Below are 16,470 nucleotides of genomic sequence, written 5' to 3' on the forward strand. Positions count from 1 at the left end.
GTTCCTCATCCACGCGGTTGCGATAAGCCGTGCATGAGTATCGACAAGCCACTTTCCGCCAGACATCTGACCGCGCTCGGTTTTGCCGGCGCCCTGATGATGGCCTCCGCCATGGGCTTCGGCCGTTTTTCCTTTACCCCCATTCTTCCCGGCATGATGGCTGATGTTCCGCTATCGGCGGGGGATGCGGGTATCGTCGCGGCTGGAAATTTCGCCGGTTATCTCGCGGGGGCGGTTCTCGCCGCCTATTCATGGGGCTCGGGACGGGAACGGCTGGTCGCCCTTTGCGGCTTGTTTTCCACGGGCGCGTTGCTGCTTGCCATGGCCGCATTCAACTCCGTTGCGGCCTTCACCCTGATCCGGTTTTTCGCCGGCGTTGCCAGTGCGATGACCATGATCTTCACGTCGCAGATCGTCATCGGCCACGCCATGAAAGCCGGCAAGGACCATATTCAGGCGCTGCATTATGGCGGCGTCGGTGCCGGCATCGCGATTTCCTCGCTTGTGGTCTATCTCATCGGCGTCGTTTTTGATGGCGGCGGTGCCTCCTGGCGGGAGGAGTGGATTGCCGGTGCCGTGTTTTCCTTCGCGACATTCCTTCTTGTCTGGCGGGTGCTGCCCGCGGGGCCTCCCCGGAACGCTTCTTCGGCGGCGGAGCCGCCGCTCAAATGGACGAAGCCGCTTTTTCTGACGACGCTCGCCTATGGGCTGTTCGGTTTTGGTTACGTCATCACCGCCACCTTCATCGTGGCAATCGCGCGCATGGCCGCCGCCGGCGCTTTCGTGGAATTTCTCGCCTGGTTCGTGACGGGATGCGCGGCTGCCGTCTCGCTTTTCCTTTGGAAGCCGGTCATGAGGTCGCAAGGGTTGAAGCGTGCCTTCGTGATCGTTCTTGCCGTGGAAGCCGTCGGCGTATTTGCTTCCGTCATGCTGCCGCCCGTGCCCGGTGTGCTGGCGGGCGGCCTGCTTCTCGGCCTGACCTTCATGGTCATCACCGCCTATGGTCTTCAGCTCGGTCGAGAGTTCGCCGGACCAAGCCCGCGCCGCGCCTTCGCGCTGATGACGGCTGCCTTCGGCACGGGGCAGATTATCGGGCCTCTGGCCGCCGGCTGGATCGCCGAGGTGACGGGAAGCTTTACGGCACCAAGCATTCTCGCCTCCGCCGTTCTCGTCGCCAGCATTCTGCTGATGCTTCCGGTCCTCGCCACGGAGCGGCGGGGCTAAGCCCGCCAGCCGCTTTTGCCGCTCTCAAGGGCGATATTCGAGGTCTTTTGCGGGGTTCGATCCGCCGTCTGCGCCTTACATCTTGTTAAGGTCGTCGCTTCTCCGTTGCTGTGCACAAATTTCTGCCCTAGGTTCGGGACAACTAGTGCTTCGCCAATAATGGCCGATTTCAAACGCGCGTGAGTTCTAAACGTGTTTCATTCCTTCTTTCCCAAGCCGAAATTGTTCTTCACTTCGGCCGTCGTCTGGGCTTTTTTCGCCATTCTTGGATGGTACTTTATCGTTGAAGGGCTAGGCAGGTCCTGGGGTTACGTGATGCCCGAGCAGGAGCCTTACGATCTCAGCTATTTTCTGGTTCCCGCAAATCTGTTCTTTTACGCCTATCTCGCATCCTGCATGGTGTTGTTCGGGGGTATCTGGACCGTTTTGGCCAAGGATCACCCCTGGAAGCTCTGGTCCATATGGGGATCGCTGCTGATCATCGCGGTGACCTATTTCGGCGTTCAGATTTCCGTGGTCATCAATAATTTCCGGCGGCCTTTCGGCGACCTTCTTCAAAATGCCCTTTCAAAACAGCCGGGTATCGAAGTCTGGGATTTCTACAGTCTTCAAATCGTCTTTGCCAAGATCGCCTTTCTCAGCATGGCGGTTTCGATCCTGACGGACTTCTTCACCAGCCACTACATCTTCCGCTGGCGAACCGCGATGAACGACTTCTACATGTCCAAATGGGAAAAGCTGCGCCACATCGAAGGTGCTTCGCAGCGCGTTCAGGAAGACACGATGCGGTTTTCCTCCACGCTTGAGGCTCTGGGCATTACCCTGATCAATTCGGTGATGACGCTGGTTGTGTTTCTGCCGATCCTGTTCGCGCTGTCATCCTATGTCTCCGAATTGCCGATCCTCGGCGAAGTGCCGCACGCGTTGTTCTGGCTGGCGATCGTCTGGTCCGTGTTCGGCACGGTTCTTCTTGCGACCGTCGGCATCAAGCTGCCCGGCCTGAATTTCCGCAACCAGCGTGTGGAAGCAGCCTACCGCAAGGAACTCGTCTATGGCGAGGATCACGCCGACCGCGCCCAACCGCCGACAGTCAAGGAACTCTACTCCAATGTGCGGAAAAACTATTTCCGCATGTACTGGCACTATCTCTATTTCAACGTTGCCCGGTATTTCTATATCCAGGCCGATGCGGTGTTCCTGCTTCTTATGCTCGTTCCCACCATCGTGGCGGGCAAGATCACCTATGGTATCTACCAGCAGATCGCCACGGCCTTCGGTCAAGTCAGCAATTCGTTTCAGTATCTGGTCAATTCCTGGACGACAATCATCGAGCTGCTTTCCATCCACAAACGTCTTGTGGCCTTCGAAGCCGCAATCGACGATCAGCCCCTGCCGGATATCGACCAGCGTTATCTGCAGCGGGAAGCGGAAGCCGGTGAGCTGGCAGCCAACAAGCCTTGACGGAAAACAAAAAGGGCGACCGGTTGGTCGCCCTTTTTGCATGACAGGAGGGGACTTTACCCCTCGGTCTTCTGTTTCCTGCGCGCCTCGATCATCGGCATGGCCTCGGCATAACTGATGCAGGCGACGTCGTCCCTGCGGCAGACTTCGCGCAGCAGCCGCTCATAGGCGTTCCAGTAGGCGCCGCCATTCATCTTCACGAAATGAAAGCCCATCTGCAAAGGGATGCGCTCGCCATTATATTGCTTGTCGAAAGCGGTGCGGAAGGCGGCGTAGGCGCGGTCCTCGAATTCCTGCGCGCGATCAGGTGTTTCGATGCCGATGGAGTGGCGGATGAAGAGATTATAGTCCATGGCGATGATCGGGCGATTGCCGGGGCCTTCCGGAATGAGCGGCAGTCCGAAATGTTGGATACCCTCGCGCTCCACCGGCCATTCCGGCCCCTTGGTGACGCTGGTGGCGTCATAGACAAAACCGTGTTTCTTCTGCGCGGCGGTCAGCGCCGGTCCCTGCGAAAGATAGGGTGCGCGAAAACCGTCGATCTTTTTGACCATGTCGCGCCAGCCTTCGGGTTCCTCGCCCTTCTTGCCGATCATTTGCCAGGCGTTTTCCAGCGTGCTGGTGAAGGTGGTGAATTCGCCGTCCCATTGCTCGGGCGTCCATTGCCCGCCATCGAAATGGCCGCAGGTGTGGTTGCCGATTTCATGGCCTTCGCGATGGGCCGCCCAGATGTTGCGCAGCCGGGCCTCCACTTCCTCCGGCGACTGGCCGAAGCCGACATTGGAGCGGCCGGCCTTCTGGCCGGGGCCCTGATAGGTCTTGGCGCTGGTCTTGCGGTCCATCACCAGGGTGCAGGCCAGAAAATAGGTGAAATGCGCGCCCACTTCCTTCGCCGTCGCGCGGCTTCTTTCCCAGAGCGTATTGTCACCCGCGCCATCGAAGGAGACGATGACGAGCTGCTTCGGCTTCTCCGCATTTTCGGCAAAAGCGGGAAAGGCAAGGCAGAGCGACAGGGAAAAGGTGGTAAATGGGCGAAACATCAGTCATCCGTCATATGAAACACCGTCGCCTTTTGCGGGTGGAATAAGGCGAAGCTTTGAATAAACTGGCTTTTTTACGTCTTTCAGCCTAATTCGTTTTCTGCGTCGCGGTGATAGGGCCGCATTCGTTCCACCGGGGGACCGTGTTCCAATGCTTTTTCTCATACTCTGTCTTGCCTTGTTTTTCCTGACGCATCTTTTGAAGGTGTTTGCACCGCAATTTCGCGCGCGGATGATCGCGAAGATGGGAGAAGGACCGTTCAAGGGCGTCTATTCCCTCGCAAGCCTGGTAACGCTCGTCCTTGTCATCTATGCGTTCGGCGAGGCGCGGCAGGAGACAGGCATGCTCTGGTATCCGCCGGTCTGGATGAGCCACATCGCCGTGACCCTGATGCTGCCCGCGATGATCTGTCTTGTCGCCAGCCTCATACCGGCTGGCCACATCGCCACGAAGACGAAGCATCCGCTCATTCTCTCCGTCAAGATCTGGGCGCTGGCCCATCTTCTGGCGAATGGCGAGACCTCCTCGATCCTTCTCTTCGCGTCGTTCCTCGCCTGGGGCGTGGTGATGCGAATTTCGCTGAAGCGCCGGGAAAGAGCGGGTGAAAAGGTGGTTCGTCCCTTCGTCTCCGGTCGCTACGATCTGGTGGCCATCGTCGGCGGCGTCGTTCTCTGGGGCGCATTTATCCTGAAACTGCACGAATGGTTGATCGGCGTTCAGCCGATCGCCATGTAGGAAATCAACGTTTCCCCCTTACATATCAGGCAAAATAGGCTAGAAGGCCGACCATGACCCGGTTGGCCTGACTTTCGCTGACCCGGGTAAGCGGCTTGGTATGTCTGCGGACGGATGGATCGGCGACGATCTCCACGCGGGTAACGGAGAATTTGATGGCAAACGAAAATGATACCTTTATCCGCGAAGTGAACGAGCAGATCCGTTCCGAGCAGCTTTCCCGCTTTTGGGGCCGCTACGGTATCGTGGTCGTTGCCGCGGCCGTTCTCGTGGTTGTGGGCGCCGCCGGTGCCGGCATCTATGAATACTGGAACACCAGCCGTGCTTCCAATTCCGGCGATCAGTTCCTTGCGGCGCTGAAGCTTGCTTCCGAAAACAAGACGGACGATGCGCTGAAGGCCTTTGCCGATCTCGAAACCTCCGGCCACGGCAATTATCCGGTGCTGGCAAAGTTCCGTTCCGCCACGCTGCTTTCGCAGAAGGGTGATGCGGCCGGCGCCATCGCCGCCTTCACCGCCATCGGCAACGACACGTCCGCGCCGCAGGTCTTCCGCGATACGGCGAAGGTGCGCGCCGCTTGGCTGCTGGTCGATAACGGTACGTATGATCAGGTCGCAGCACTTGCGGAGCCGCTCAGCGCCGAAGGCCAGACCATGCGTGCTTCCGCGCGCGAAGCGCTCGGTCTTGCCGCTTACAAGGCCGGCGATTTCGTCAAGGCTAAACAATGGTTCGAGCAGATCGTCAGCGACGCGCAGGCACCGCGCAACGTGACGAACCGCGCGCAGATCATGCTCGACAATATCACTGCTTCGGGCAAAGCTGTCTAATACAGCTTTCCCACCTCCAAGGATTAACGATCAATGAGCTTCACCGTCGCCATAGTCGGGCGCCCCAATGTCGGCAAGTCCACGCTTTTCAACCGTCTGGTCGGAAAGAAGCTGGCGCTTGTGGACGATACGCCGGGTGTCACCCGTGACCGCCGCCCCGGCGACGCGAAGCTTATCGACCTTCGTTTCACCATCATCGATACCGCCGGTCTGGAGCAATCCGGGCCGGAAACGCTTCAGGGTCGCATGTGGGCGCAGACGGAAGCGGCGATCGACGATGCCGATGTGACGCTTTTTGTCGTCGATGCCAAGGCAGGCTTGACGCCCGCCGACGAGACGCTGGCCGAAATGCTGCGTCGTCGCGGCAAACCGGTGGTGCTGGTGGCCAACAAGTCCGAGGCGCGTGGTTCGGATGCGGGCTTCTACGATGCCTTCACCCTCGGTCTCGGTGAGCCTTGCGCCGTCTCTGCCGAACATGGCCAGGGCATGATCGACCTGCGCGACGCCATCGTCGAGGCGATCGGCGAGGATGTAGCCTTTCCGCCTGAAGTGGACGAGGCGGAAACCGATATCGTTCTTCCGCGTCACGAACCGGGCAGCGAGGAAGAGGAAGAAGAAGAGCCGGTTTATGACGAGACCAAGCCGCTGCGCGTCGCCATTATTGGCCGACCGAATGCGGGCAAGTCCACCCTCATCAACCGTTTCCTCGGCGAAGACCGCCTGCTGACCGGCCCGGAAGCCGGTATTACCCGCGACAGCATTTCCGTCGAATGGGACTGGCGCGGCCGCACCATCAAGATGTTCGACACGGCCGGCATGCGCCGCAAGGCCAGGGTGATAGAAAAGCTCGAAAAGCTTTCCGTTGCGGATTCGCTGCGTTCCATCCGTTTTGCCGAAACGGTGGTGATCGTGTTCGACAGCACCATTCCGTTCGAAAAGCAGGACCTGCAGCTGGTCGACCTCGTCATTCGCGAAGGCCGCGCCGCCGTGCTCGCCTTCAACAAATGGGATCTGGTCGAAGACCCGCAGGCATTTCTTGCCGATCTGCGCGAGAAGACCGAGCGGCTTCTGCCGCAGGCCCGTGGCATCCGCGCCGTGCCGATGTCCGGCCAGACGGGTTATGGCCTCGACCGGCTGATGCAGAGCATCATCGACACCGACAAGATCTGGAACCGTCGCATCTCGACGGCCAAGCTCAACCGCTGGCTGGAGTCGCAGACGACGCAGCATCCGCCACCGGCCGTCTCCGGCCGTCGCCTGAAGCTGAAATACATGACGCAGGTCAAGGCCCGCCCGCCGGCCTTCATGATTTCCTGCACCAGGCCGGAATCGATTCCCGAAAGCTATACGCGCTACCTCGTAAACGGCCTGCGCAAGGATTTCGACATGCCGGGCGTGCCGATCCGTGTGCATTATCGCGGCTCCGACAATCCGTTTGAAAGCAAGGCGAAGAAGAAGCGGTGATTGGCGATCGCTTTTGAGACATGGCGCTGCGGCGTGTTTCTTCTCCCCGTGGGGGAGAAGGTGGCCCGAAGGGTCGGATGAGGGGGCAACCTTCCGTATATCTCCGACCTCGCCCCCTCATCCCGCTGCCGCGACCTTCTCCCCGACGGGGAGACGAAACGAGTGGTGGCCGCTCGTCCAACACCCTGTTTTTGAAGAGTAAAAACCCATGTTGATCAAGCAGACCGACTATCACCGGATTTACCGCGTCATCAACAGTCTGCTCGTCAACGACAATGCCGACCCTGCCACGGCGTGCATGTATTTCAGCACCTTCGGCGCCTTCATCCTCCAGCAGCACTACAAGATCAAGGCGGTGCCGAAGGGTGGGCTCGCCGCTTATAATCTCGGTGGAACGGTCATGCTTTTTGCCGACCATCGCGACGATGGTTACGTTACCGGCGCTGGCGACAATTTCCATTGCTGGGTCGAGGCGGACGGATGGGCGATCGATTTCATGGCGCCCGCGTTTTCGCAAAGCGCGCAGGGATTGGCTGTGCCGCCGAAGATGTTTCAGCGTCCGCTGTCGGCGATGGCCGCGTCGATCAACGATCTTAATCAATCCGGCGATTTCTTCTACCGCTCCGAGCCCGAAGCCACCGCAAGGCGTTTTGCCGATTGGCACAAACAAGCAATGATCGGCGATCTCGCAAGCGTTGCCGCGAACTGGTTTCGAAAGTCACCGAAACAGATGTCGACGTCGCTTTCGGTTACGGAGCGGGACGGCAAAATCCGCACGGTGCCGCTTTCCGGCCAATCGCTCGTTGGGGCTTGGTGAAGGCAAGTCACGTCGCACGACGTTTTGGCAGCAAAAGGCCTTTTGATTAATAAGGGCAATCGTTGTTACAAAGACTGATGTCAACAGCGACGGGATTGACGTGTTCACATGGCCGATGACACCATTTCAATAAGCTACACGCCCGATCCGAAACACGCCTCCGACTATGTGCTTGGCTATCAACATCAGGCCTATGAAAATTACCGCATGATTTTCGACACGTCCTGGGCCCGCTACTTTGCCTCGGCAAGGACCAATCTGGCGTTGTTCTCGGCACTGGCTGCCGCCGTCATCTATTCCATAAGCCTGCCATGGTTCCCGGGCGTCTGGCAGGTTGTCGGTTATTGGGTTTTTGCACCCGCACCGTTCGTGGCTCTCGTCGTCTGGTACATTCTTTGGCACGGCGCGAGAAAAGCGGCGAAATCATATTACGAGATTTGGGCGCGGTGGAACATCGCCCATGAGCGAATGTATTCGTCTCACTACCAGATAGAGATCGGGCCTGAGGGCTACAGGCAGATTTCACGACTGGACACCGTGCAGCTAAGCTGGGCACGTTATCATCTCGCGGTCACGCCGGCGGACAATCTGGTGCTGGTTTTTCAGGGAACGGTGGCTGTCATACCCAACAGCGCCCTGCCAATCGCGCCAAAGGACGTTGTCGAGAAGATCAATCATTGGTGCACAGCCCAGCAAAAAGAGCTTCTTCCTCTGTCCTGAACGGCATCTCAAGGGGTTTGGTGCGGTATCATCCGGAAATTAGGACGGCCAGCGTGTACTCGCGGCAACCGCCTGACGTCAATCAGCAGCCCGACCCCGTTCTAAAGATAACGGCGGTCGCGTCCAGATCGTCTTGTGACACTCCCGCTGTGTTTCGTCCACCGTTCTCCGATAAAATATCGGGGATCAATGCGCCGCCCCGTCAGGCAAGCTGCGAACGGGACAGGAGCGGCAGGGATTTTCCGGCGGCATGAATGACATTGTCGAGGAATTGCCGCGACGCCTTCTCCCAGCTGTAGCTTTTGGAAAGCGCAAGCGCCTCCTGCGGCGAACAATGGAGGGCTGCAAGGCAGGCATCGCGAAGATTGTCGTTCAGTGCGCCCGCCGCAGGATTGCCGCCGAGAATGTCAATCGGCCCGGTGACGGGGAAGGCCGCCACCGGCACACCGCTTGCCAGCGCTTCCAGAATGGTGTTGCCGAATGTATCGGTCTTCGAGGGAAAAACGAAAACATCGGCCTGCGCATAGGCATCGGCCAGTTCCTCGCCGGTCTTGATGCCGGTAAACAGCACGTTCGGGTATTTTTCCTGCAATTCATGGCGGGCAGGTCCGTCGCCGATCACCACTTTCGATCCGGGCAGATCGAGATCGAGGAATTCCGGCAGGTTCTTTTCCACCGCCACGCGTCCAACCGTCATGAAGATCGGTCTTGGCAGATCGAAAGGCAGCGTCGTTTTCGGGCGGGGATGGAACAGTTCGGCATCGATGCCGCGGCTCCAGCGCTTCAGGTTTTTAACGCCACGGGCTTCAAGCTCGGTCTCGAGGCTCGGGGTCGCCACCATGCAGGCATTGCCGCCATTGTGAAACCAGCGCACGAAAGCGTAGAGCCAGCTTTCCGGGATCGGGAAACGCGCCGCAACATATTCGGGAAAGCGGGTGTGATAGCTGGTGGAAAAACGCATCCTGTTCTTCACGCACCAGCGACGCGCCATGAAGCCCAGCGGCCCTTCGGTGGCGATGTGTACGAAGGAAGGCTGGCTTTTTTCGATCTCCGCCGCGACACGGCGATAGCCGGCGACCGACAGGCGGATTTCCGGATAGGTCGGGCAGGGGATGCTGTAAAAACTCTGCGGCGTCACCATGTGCACATCCACACCCAGCCGCGCGAGTTCGGTGTTGGTGTTTTCTATCGAGCGAACCACGCCGTTGACCTGCGGGTGCCAGGCATCTGTGACAATCGTGATTCTCGTCATGAAACACCGATCCTGCTGATCTGCGCACGGGCGATTCCCCACCGCCGAGCTTCCGCCCGTATATGCGGCGCGCGTGTTACAGGATCATGTCAGGGTGGATGACGGTCAAGACCGTCCTTCCCGGAGCAGCTATCCCACAAGCGGAAGAAGCTCGGGGCTGATCAGCGCGCCGTGATGGCCGATGACGGTTGCCGCCGCCCGTGCGGCGAAGATGGCCGCCTCCTGTGGTGCAGTACCCGTCACATAACGGGCGAGGAACGCGCCGTTGAAGCTGTCGCCAGCACTTGTCGTGTCCACCACATCCACGGCCTCTACTGCCGGTGCGTGGCTGCGGTGACCGCCGAAATCGAGTGTCGCACCCTTCGCGCCGTCTTTGACGACGATATTGGCGACGCCGAGCGAACGGTAGCGATCGATGGTGGCCTCGACGGATGCGTCGCCGAAATGGCTGGCTTCGTCATCGAAGCTGGGCATGACCAGCGTTGCGGCGCGCGCGCCGTTGGTAATCGTCTCCAGCATCGTGTCCCTGTCGGACCAGAGGCGTGAGCGGATGTTCGGGTCGAAGACCACGGGCTTGCCAGCCGCTTTGGCGCGGCGAAGTTCCGCCAGAAACGTATCTACATCATGCGGCGAGGCGAGAATGGCAAGCGTGATGCCGGAGAAATAGATGACGTCGGCGCTTTCCACGGTTCTGCGCAGGTAATCCGCATCGGCCGCGAGCTGCCTTGCGGCGGCGGCATTGCGCCAATAGCTGAAGGTGCGCTCGCCATCCTTGAGGTTGATGAGGTAAAGGCCGGGCGTGCCGCCCTTGATACGGCGGATTTTTTCGGTGCCTATGCCGGCATCGGCAATGAAGGTCAGCATGTCCTGGGAAAGGGGATCGTCCCCAAGTGCTGTGAAATAATCGACGGACCAGTCTTCTGGCAGGCAGGCACGCGCATACCAGGCCGTATTGAAGGTATCGCCCGCAAAACCCTTGCGCAGCAGCCCGTTTCCGGCCTGCGACAGTTCCACCATGCACTCGCCAATCGACAGAAACCGTCCGCCCACGCCGTCATCCTCCCGTTGTTTTCAGCCATGCGGCTTACGACGAGTGCACGCCGCTGACAAGTGCGGTTTTGGCCTGACACGTTTGCGAAGTTCCGGTTTACGCGGACGCTTCAGCTTTATACTCTCGGATCAGCTGCCATCAGGAGATCGCCCGTGCCGCCAACCCATGTCCCGGTCCACAAACCCCAAGCGCAATCGGACTGGTGGAAGGGAGCGGTGATCTATCAGGTCTATCCGCGCTCCTTTCAGGACACCACTGGCGACGGTTACGGCGATCTTGCCGGGGTGACGAAGCGGCTGCCCTATATCGCCTCGCTCGGCGTCGACGGCATCTGGCTCTCGCCTTTCTTCACCTCGCCCATGGCCGACATGGGCTATGACGTTTCCGATTATTGCAATGTCGATCCGATGTTCGGCACGCTTGCCGATTTCGATGCGCTGATGGCCGAGGCGCATCGGCTGGGGCTGAAGGTCATCATCGATCAGGTGATCTCGCACACCTCCGACAAGCATCCCTGGTTCGTGGACAGCCGCGCGAGCCGCATCAACAGCAAGGCCGACTGGTATGTCTGGGCCAATCCCAAGCCGGACGGCACGGCGCCCACCAACTGGCTTTCCGTGTTCGGCGGGCCGGCATGGGAATGGGACGGCGTGCGCAAGCAATATTACATGCACAGCTTTCTCACCTCGCAGCCGGACCTCAATTTCCACAATCCGGAGGTTCAGGATGCGTTGCTGGAAACCGTGCGGTTCTGGCTTGATCGCGGAGTGGACGGTTTTCGCCTCGATACCGTCAATCACTATTTCCACGACAAGCTGTTGCGCGACAACCCGCCGCTTTTCGACGACGAAAGCTTTGGTCTCGATGCATCCGACGTCAATCCTTACGGTATGCAGGACCATCTCTACGACAAGACGCGGCCGGAAAACGTGGCCTTCCTCCAGCGTTTCCGCGCGCTTCTTAACGAGTATGAGGGGCGTGCCACGGTGGGCGAAGTGGGAGACGGCGCGCGGTCGCTGAAGACGGTCGCGGCCTATACGTCCGGCAACGACAAGCTCAACATGTGCTACACCTTCGATCTTCTGGGGCCGGAATTCACCGCGAAACATCTACGCAACTCGGTCGAGACTTTCGGCAAGGTGGTTACGGATGGCTGGGTATGCTGGGCTTTTTCCAATCACGACGTGGTGCGTCACCTCAGCCGTTTTTCCGAAGGCGTCGAGGAGCAGACGCGGGTTGCGAAGCTCGCCATCTGCGTTCTGGCCAGCCTGCGCGGCTCGATATGTCTCTATCAGGGGGAGGAACTGGGGCTAACCGAGGCCGAACTCGCTTTCGAGGATCTGCGCGATCCCTACGGCATCCGCTTCTGGCCGGCCTTCAAGGGCCGTGACGGGTGCCGAACGCCGATGGTGTGGGAGACAGGCAAGCCGAATGCGGGGTTCTCAAGCGCTGAAAAGCCCTGGCTGCCGGTGCCTTATGTCCACGGCCTGCTGGCGGCGGACGGGCAGGAGCGCAAACCGGACTCGATGCTGAACCACTACCGCGCAGTTTTGTCCTTCCGCAAAAGCCACGGCGCGCTGCGCGACGGCGATATGGATTTCATCAAGACCAATCTCGATGTGCTGGCCTTCACGCGCCACAAGGGCGACGAGAAACTGCTGTTCGTTTTTAACCTGACCCGCGACGCGGTTGAATTCCCCGTGCCGAAAGGCATGCGCGTCACGGAAATCCTGCCGATGCCCGGCTTCGAGCCGCTGTTCGATGCAGGTATCGTGAAGCTTGAAAGGCTGGATGTGTTTTGCGGGGTCGTCGCGTGAGCGGGCAATTTGTCATCAACCTACCTTGCTCAGCGAGGTAGGTTGATTTGGTTGATGCTCACGTTTCTGTTTTTGGAAGGTCGCTTTTTAAAAGAGCATCGATATTTTCATTTGCGCGATCGCTCGCTTTCCCCATCTCAGTCAACATATCGATGAGGTGCTGATAAAGTCCGGTGTCAGCCCCGGAACGATCCCGGAGCATCGTGGCAACGGCTTTCAGGCCATCGATGTTTATCTCGCTGCCTGGCTTGTCTAACTCCTGAATGCCTTTCGCAAGGTCGAACATCTCCCATACAGCTAACACCGTTTTTTGATCACCAGGGAGTGGCACGCGTCCAAAGTCGTCAACGACCGTATATCCGCCCCCGGCTTGCAGAAGGTTGTAACCCGTCATCTGCCTGAACATCGTAAGTTCAGTTTTGGAATAGGGCGCCTGATCTCCCGGCGGAAAGAAATCTCCGTTTTGCTCTTCTATCAGCGCGCGCATGGTGTCTTCTTCTCTACTCAGCACGTCTTCGCCCATAATAAAGGAATAGGTCCCATCTTCATTCAGAACGACGTTGTCCTGAACGGTGGGGTTCTTCAGCAAATTCTGAAAAATGACATTGTCGCGACTGTCGTAGTCAGCCAGCTTGGCGTAATCAGGTTTTGTCGCTGCCACGCCACTTGGAGAGGCTGCGTTTCTGGTCGAGGTCGTATAGGCCGAATAATTGCTTCCGGGAATCTGCATTGGGGTCCCTCAAATATAGGCCAGCGATCAAATGCGTGGGGCCTCAAATAAACACGGCCATAAATAGAATATTAAACTTGTCCGAATCTATCTTTACGTTGTGTTTTGTGAGGACTTGGTCAGGTTCTGCTACGTTGTACTTACCGGCCGCGAGCCTAATAAGAAGAGAGGCGGAGAGCAGAACATAAGGGTTTCTGCTTCTTGTGAATCCTGCTTGCCTCATTCCTGCGACAAGCGCAGGAATGAGGGACTAGATAATTGTTATCTCGGCCCATCAGAGACGCTGATCAAGCGTGTTTCGCTGCTTCCGATCGATAGATTTCCCGTCAATCAGATCAACATAAACCGATCCACATCCACCATGCCCATGTCGGAAATCTTCAGGTGCGGGATGACGGGCAGGGGCAGGAAAGCCACCTGCAGGAAGGGTTCCTCGAGCGTCGTGCCGAGCGCATAGGCGGCCTTGCGCAGGGCGTGCAGCGTATCGCGCACCGTCTCATAGGGTTCGAGGCTCATCAGCCCGGCAACGGGGAGCGGGATTTCGCCGGTCACCTTGCCGTCTTCGACCACTACGAAACCACCCTTGATTTCGCCGAGCCGGTTGGCTGCCAGCGCCATGTCGTCCTCGTTCACGCCGACGACGCAGATATTGTGGCTGTCATGGCCGACGGTGGAGGCGATGGCGCCTTTTTTCAGCCCGAAGCCCTGTACGAAACCGTTGGCGTGGTTGCCGTTCTTGCCGTGGCGTTCGATGACGGCGACCTTGATGATGTCGTTTGCAAGATCGACGGTCGTCTGGTTGCCGTCCGTCGGCAGAACGTAGCGGCGATGTTCGGTGATGATCTTGCCGGGAAGCACGCCCATGACAGGGGTCTCACCTTCCGCGACCGGCACGCCGAAATGGGCGGCGAGCACCGGTCTTGCCTTGACGCTGTCGAGGCCGACGGGCGCGACCGGCTTGCGGGTGGCAAACAAGGCGTCATCGACGATCCGTCCGCCGGAAAGCACCATGCCCGCCTTGCAGTTCTGCAAGCTGTCGATCACCACCAGATCGGCGCGCCAGCCCGGCGCGATAAGGCCGCGATCACGCAGGCCAAAGGCCTTTGCGGCGGAAATCGAGGCGGCGCGGTAGATGGCGAGCGGCTCCACGCCGCTGGCGATTGCCGTGCGGATCATGTAGTCGAGGTGGCCCTGTTCGGCGATATCGAGCGGATTGCGGTCATCTGTGCAGAGTGCGAGATAGGGCGAAAGGCGTTCGGTGATAACAGGCATCAGGGCGTGCAGGTCTTTCGAAACCGAGCCTTCACGCACCAGAATATGCATGCCCTTGCGGATTTTTTCCAGCGCCTCGGCGGCACTCGTGCATTCGTGCTCGGTGCGGATGCCGGCCGAGAGATAACCGTTCAGCGCCGTTCCCGAGAGAAGCGGCGCGTGTCCGTCGATGTGCTGTCCCTGAAAGGCTTCCAGCTTTGCCATGCATACCGGATCCTTGTGGACGACACCCGGAAAATTCATGAATTCGGCAAGCCCGATGACCTTCGGGTGATCGCGGAACGGCAGCAGTTTTTCGATCGGCAGATCGGCGCCCGAGGTTTCCAGATGCGTCGCGGGCACGCAGGAGGAGAGCTGCACGCGGATATCCATGATGGTTTCCATGGAGCTGTCGAGGAAGAACCGAAGCCCTTCCACGCCGAGAACATTGGCGATCTCGTGCGGGTCGCAGATGGCGGTGGTCACGCCATAGGGCAGAACGCAGCGGTCGAATTCGTGCGGTGTGACGAGCGACGATTCAATGTGGAGGTGGGTATCGATGAAACCCGGAACGACGATCTTTCCGGAAATATCGATTTCCCGGCGGCCCTCGTAGCTTTCGCCTGTTCCGACGATAGTATCGCCGCAGATGGCGATATCCGAGGCGACAAGTTCCCCGGTCACAAGGTCGAAGAATCGTCCGCCCTTGAGGACCATATCCGCCGGTTCGCGGCCCGTACCCTGATCGATGCGCGTTTCAAGTTTCGAATTCATGCGGCTTTTCTTCGGCTCCTGGTTTACGTCGTCTGCGAGAATTTTCAGTATTTACATTCTCAGGTTGTTTCTTGGTTTGTTTGAATTGATTCTTTGTGTTTTAAATATATCCAGAGTAAAAAATTTTCATATTCGTGTTATCTTATTTTTCAATTTCTACATTTGAACTCTACATTTGAACAATGTCTGGAATACGTAAGTTAATCTTTGCAGGGAGGCCGGTTTCAGCGTCGGCGTTTTTTGCGAATTGCGGGTCGAGATTATCATCCCCGGGAAGGAAAATAAAAGCGTCTAATGCTCAAACGAATTTCCACCCAGCAATTGACGATTGGCATGTTTATCGAAGCGGTCGAAGGCGCGTTTTCGAACAATGAATTTTTGCGGCGGCACCGCTTTCTTCTGCGGCATGAGGCGCTGATGCGTCAATTGAAATTGAGCGGCGCTGAAAGCATCATCATCAACACCGCCAAGGGAAATGATATCGACGGCAGGCCGCGTTCCGCCGGGACCGCCTCGCGGCAACCGGACAATTCTTCCGAGACCATGGCCGTCGTCACCCATGCCGTGCGCTCGGCTGCCGATGCTATCGCCGGGACCTTTGCCGTTGCCGAAGCCGGCGGCTGCGTATCGCTGAAAGGCATGGCGGAGGCGGCCGGAAAGATTTCAGATGCCGTCCAGTTGAACCCGGCGATTTTCATCGGCGTCACCCGGTTGAAATCGAAGGACGAGACGACCTTCGTGCATTCGGTGTCCGTCAGCGGGTTGATGATCCATTTTGGCAATCATCTCGGGCTGGACAGGGGAACGGTCGATCTGCTCGGCATAAGCGGGCTGCTGCACGATATCGGCAAGGTGGAAATTCCCTCGTCGATCCTCAACAAAACGGAAGGACTGGACGCCAACGAGCGGGAAATCATCAATCTTCACCCCGCATTCGGCCGGGATATATTATCGCGCAACGAGCAGATGCCCGCCATGGTTCTCGATGTCTGCTTCAATCATCACGAGCGGATGGATGGCGGCGGTTATCCGAGTGGGCGTGTCGGAAACGAGATCAGCCTTTACGCGCGGATTGCGGCGATCTGCGACGTCTATGATGCCGTAACCTCGGTGCGGCCCTACAAGAAGCCATGGACGGCGAATGATGCGCTGACCTGGATGTTGCGCCGGGAAGGCCATTTCGACATGCAGCTTTTGAAGAAATTCGCTCTGTGCATTTCCGCCTCGCTGCCGCGCGGCTAGATGGCAGCCGACCGCGAAGTCGCGCGGTTTGAGGCCTGCCCGGCGACGCCGAAGTGACGCCGCC

The 16,470-nt window shown here is 58.6% G+C and carries 14 protein-coding genes; 9 read left to right on the forward strand and 5 right to left on the reverse strand.

Features of this window, described 5'->3' with window-relative positions:
- The first annotated feature begins 33 nt into the window (after window positions 1-33).
- Both QSK43_RS21350 and sbmA read left to right on the forward strand, forming a co-directional pair.
- Window positions 34-1,224 (forward strand): MFS transporter, encoded by a 1,191-nt coding sequence (locus tag QSK43_RS21350; RefSeq protein WP_332305165.1) that lies wholly within the window; start codon window positions 34-36, stop codon window positions 1,222-1,224.
- A 192-nt stretch (window positions 1,225-1,416) separates the two neighbouring features.
- On the forward strand, window positions 1,417-2,685 hold the full coding sequence (gene sbmA, locus QSK43_RS21355) for a peptide antibiotic transporter SbmA (protein WP_332305166.1): 1,269 nt from the start codon (window positions 1,417-1,419) through the stop codon (window positions 2,683-2,685).
- Window positions 2,686-2,741: 56 nt separating this feature from the next.
- Here the strand turns inward: sbmA and QSK43_RS21360 are convergent, their stop codons facing one another.
- A complete protein-coding gene (locus tag QSK43_RS21360; protein ID WP_332305167.1) occupies window positions 2,742-3,725 on the reverse strand; it encodes a polysaccharide deacetylase family protein in 984 nt (327 codons plus the stop codon).
- 151 nt (window positions 3,726-3,876) lie between these two features.
- On the opposite strand from QSK43_RS21360, the gene QSK43_RS21365 reads away from it, so the two are divergent.
- The 5 genes from QSK43_RS21365 to QSK43_RS21385 all read left to right on the forward strand — a co-directional run bounded on the left by QSK43_RS21365 (window position 3,877) and on the right by QSK43_RS21385 (window position 8,289).
- Complete coding sequence (locus QSK43_RS21365; protein ID WP_332305168.1) at window positions 3,877-4,461, forward strand: NnrU family protein; 585 nt, start codon at window positions 3,877-3,879, stop codon at window positions 4,459-4,461.
- Window positions 4,462-4,616: 155 nt separating this feature from the next.
- Complete coding sequence (locus tag QSK43_RS21370; RefSeq protein WP_045019156.1) at window positions 4,617-5,288, forward strand: tetratricopeptide repeat protein; 672 nt, start codon at window positions 4,617-4,619, stop codon at window positions 5,286-5,288.
- A 33-nt stretch (window positions 5,289-5,321) separates the two neighbouring features.
- Complete coding sequence (der, locus tag QSK43_RS21375) at window positions 5,322-6,752, forward strand: ribosome biogenesis GTPase Der (protein ID WP_045019154.1); 1,431 nt, start codon at window positions 5,322-5,324, stop codon at window positions 6,750-6,752.
- 208 nt (window positions 6,753-6,960) lie between these two features.
- Entirely contained in the window at window positions 6,961-7,569 is a 609-nt protein-coding gene (locus tag QSK43_RS21380) for a DUF2026 family protein (RefSeq protein ID WP_332305169.1), read from the forward strand.
- Between the two features lie 108 nt (window positions 7,570-7,677).
- A complete protein-coding gene (locus QSK43_RS21385) occupies window positions 7,678-8,289 on the forward strand; it encodes a hypothetical protein (protein WP_332305170.1) in 612 nt (203 codons plus the stop codon).
- Window positions 8,290-8,491: 202 nt separating this feature from the next.
- Here the strand turns inward: QSK43_RS21385 and QSK43_RS21390 are convergent, their stop codons facing one another.
- Both QSK43_RS21390 and QSK43_RS21395 read right to left on the reverse strand, forming a co-directional pair.
- Entirely contained in the window at window positions 8,492-9,541 is a 1,050-nt protein-coding gene (locus QSK43_RS21390) for a bifunctional monoglucosyl/glucuronosyl diacylglycerol synthase (protein ID WP_332305171.1), read from the reverse strand.
- 129 nt (window positions 9,542-9,670) lie between these two features.
- On the reverse strand, window positions 9,671-10,591 hold the full coding sequence (locus tag QSK43_RS21395; protein ID WP_332305172.1) for a sugar kinase: 921 nt from the start codon (window positions 10,589-10,591) through the stop codon (window positions 9,671-9,673).
- A gap of 153 nt (window positions 10,592-10,744) precedes the next feature.
- Between QSK43_RS21395 and bglA the strand changes: the two genes are divergently transcribed.
- Window positions 10,745-12,409 (forward strand): beta-galactosidase BglA, encoded by a 1,665-nt coding sequence (bglA, locus tag QSK43_RS21400; RefSeq protein ID WP_332305173.1) that lies wholly within the window; start codon window positions 10,745-10,747, stop codon window positions 12,407-12,409.
- Window positions 12,410-12,467: 58 nt separating this feature from the next.
- Here bglA and QSK43_RS21405 read toward each other — a convergent pair whose 3' ends face one another.
- Together QSK43_RS21405 and ade are read right to left on the reverse strand one after the other, a co-directional pair.
- Window positions 12,468-13,139 carry a hypothetical protein gene (locus tag QSK43_RS21405; RefSeq protein WP_332305174.1) on the reverse strand — a complete coding sequence of 224 codons (672 nt, stop codon included), beginning with the start codon at window positions 13,137-13,139 and terminating at the stop codon, window positions 12,468-12,470.
- A gap of 330 nt (window positions 13,140-13,469) precedes the next feature.
- The gene (gene ade / locus QSK43_RS21410; RefSeq protein WP_332305175.1) at window positions 13,470-15,164 is read right to left on the reverse strand and encodes an adenine deaminase; all 1,695 of its coding nucleotides are present in this window, start codon (window positions 15,162-15,164) and stop codon (window positions 13,470-13,472) included.
- A 294-nt stretch (window positions 15,165-15,458) separates the two neighbouring features.
- Between ade and QSK43_RS21415 the strand changes: the two genes are divergently transcribed.
- Entirely contained in the window at window positions 15,459-16,406 is a 948-nt protein-coding gene (locus QSK43_RS21415; RefSeq protein ID WP_332305176.1) for an HD-GYP domain-containing protein, read from the forward strand.
- Window positions 16,407-16,470 lie beyond the last annotated feature (64 nt).

The sequence above is a fragment of the Rhizobium sp. GR12 genome (assembly GCF_036596185.1).
Classification (GTDB): domain Bacteria; phylum Pseudomonadota; class Alphaproteobacteria; order Rhizobiales; family Rhizobiaceae; genus Agrobacterium; species Agrobacterium nepotum.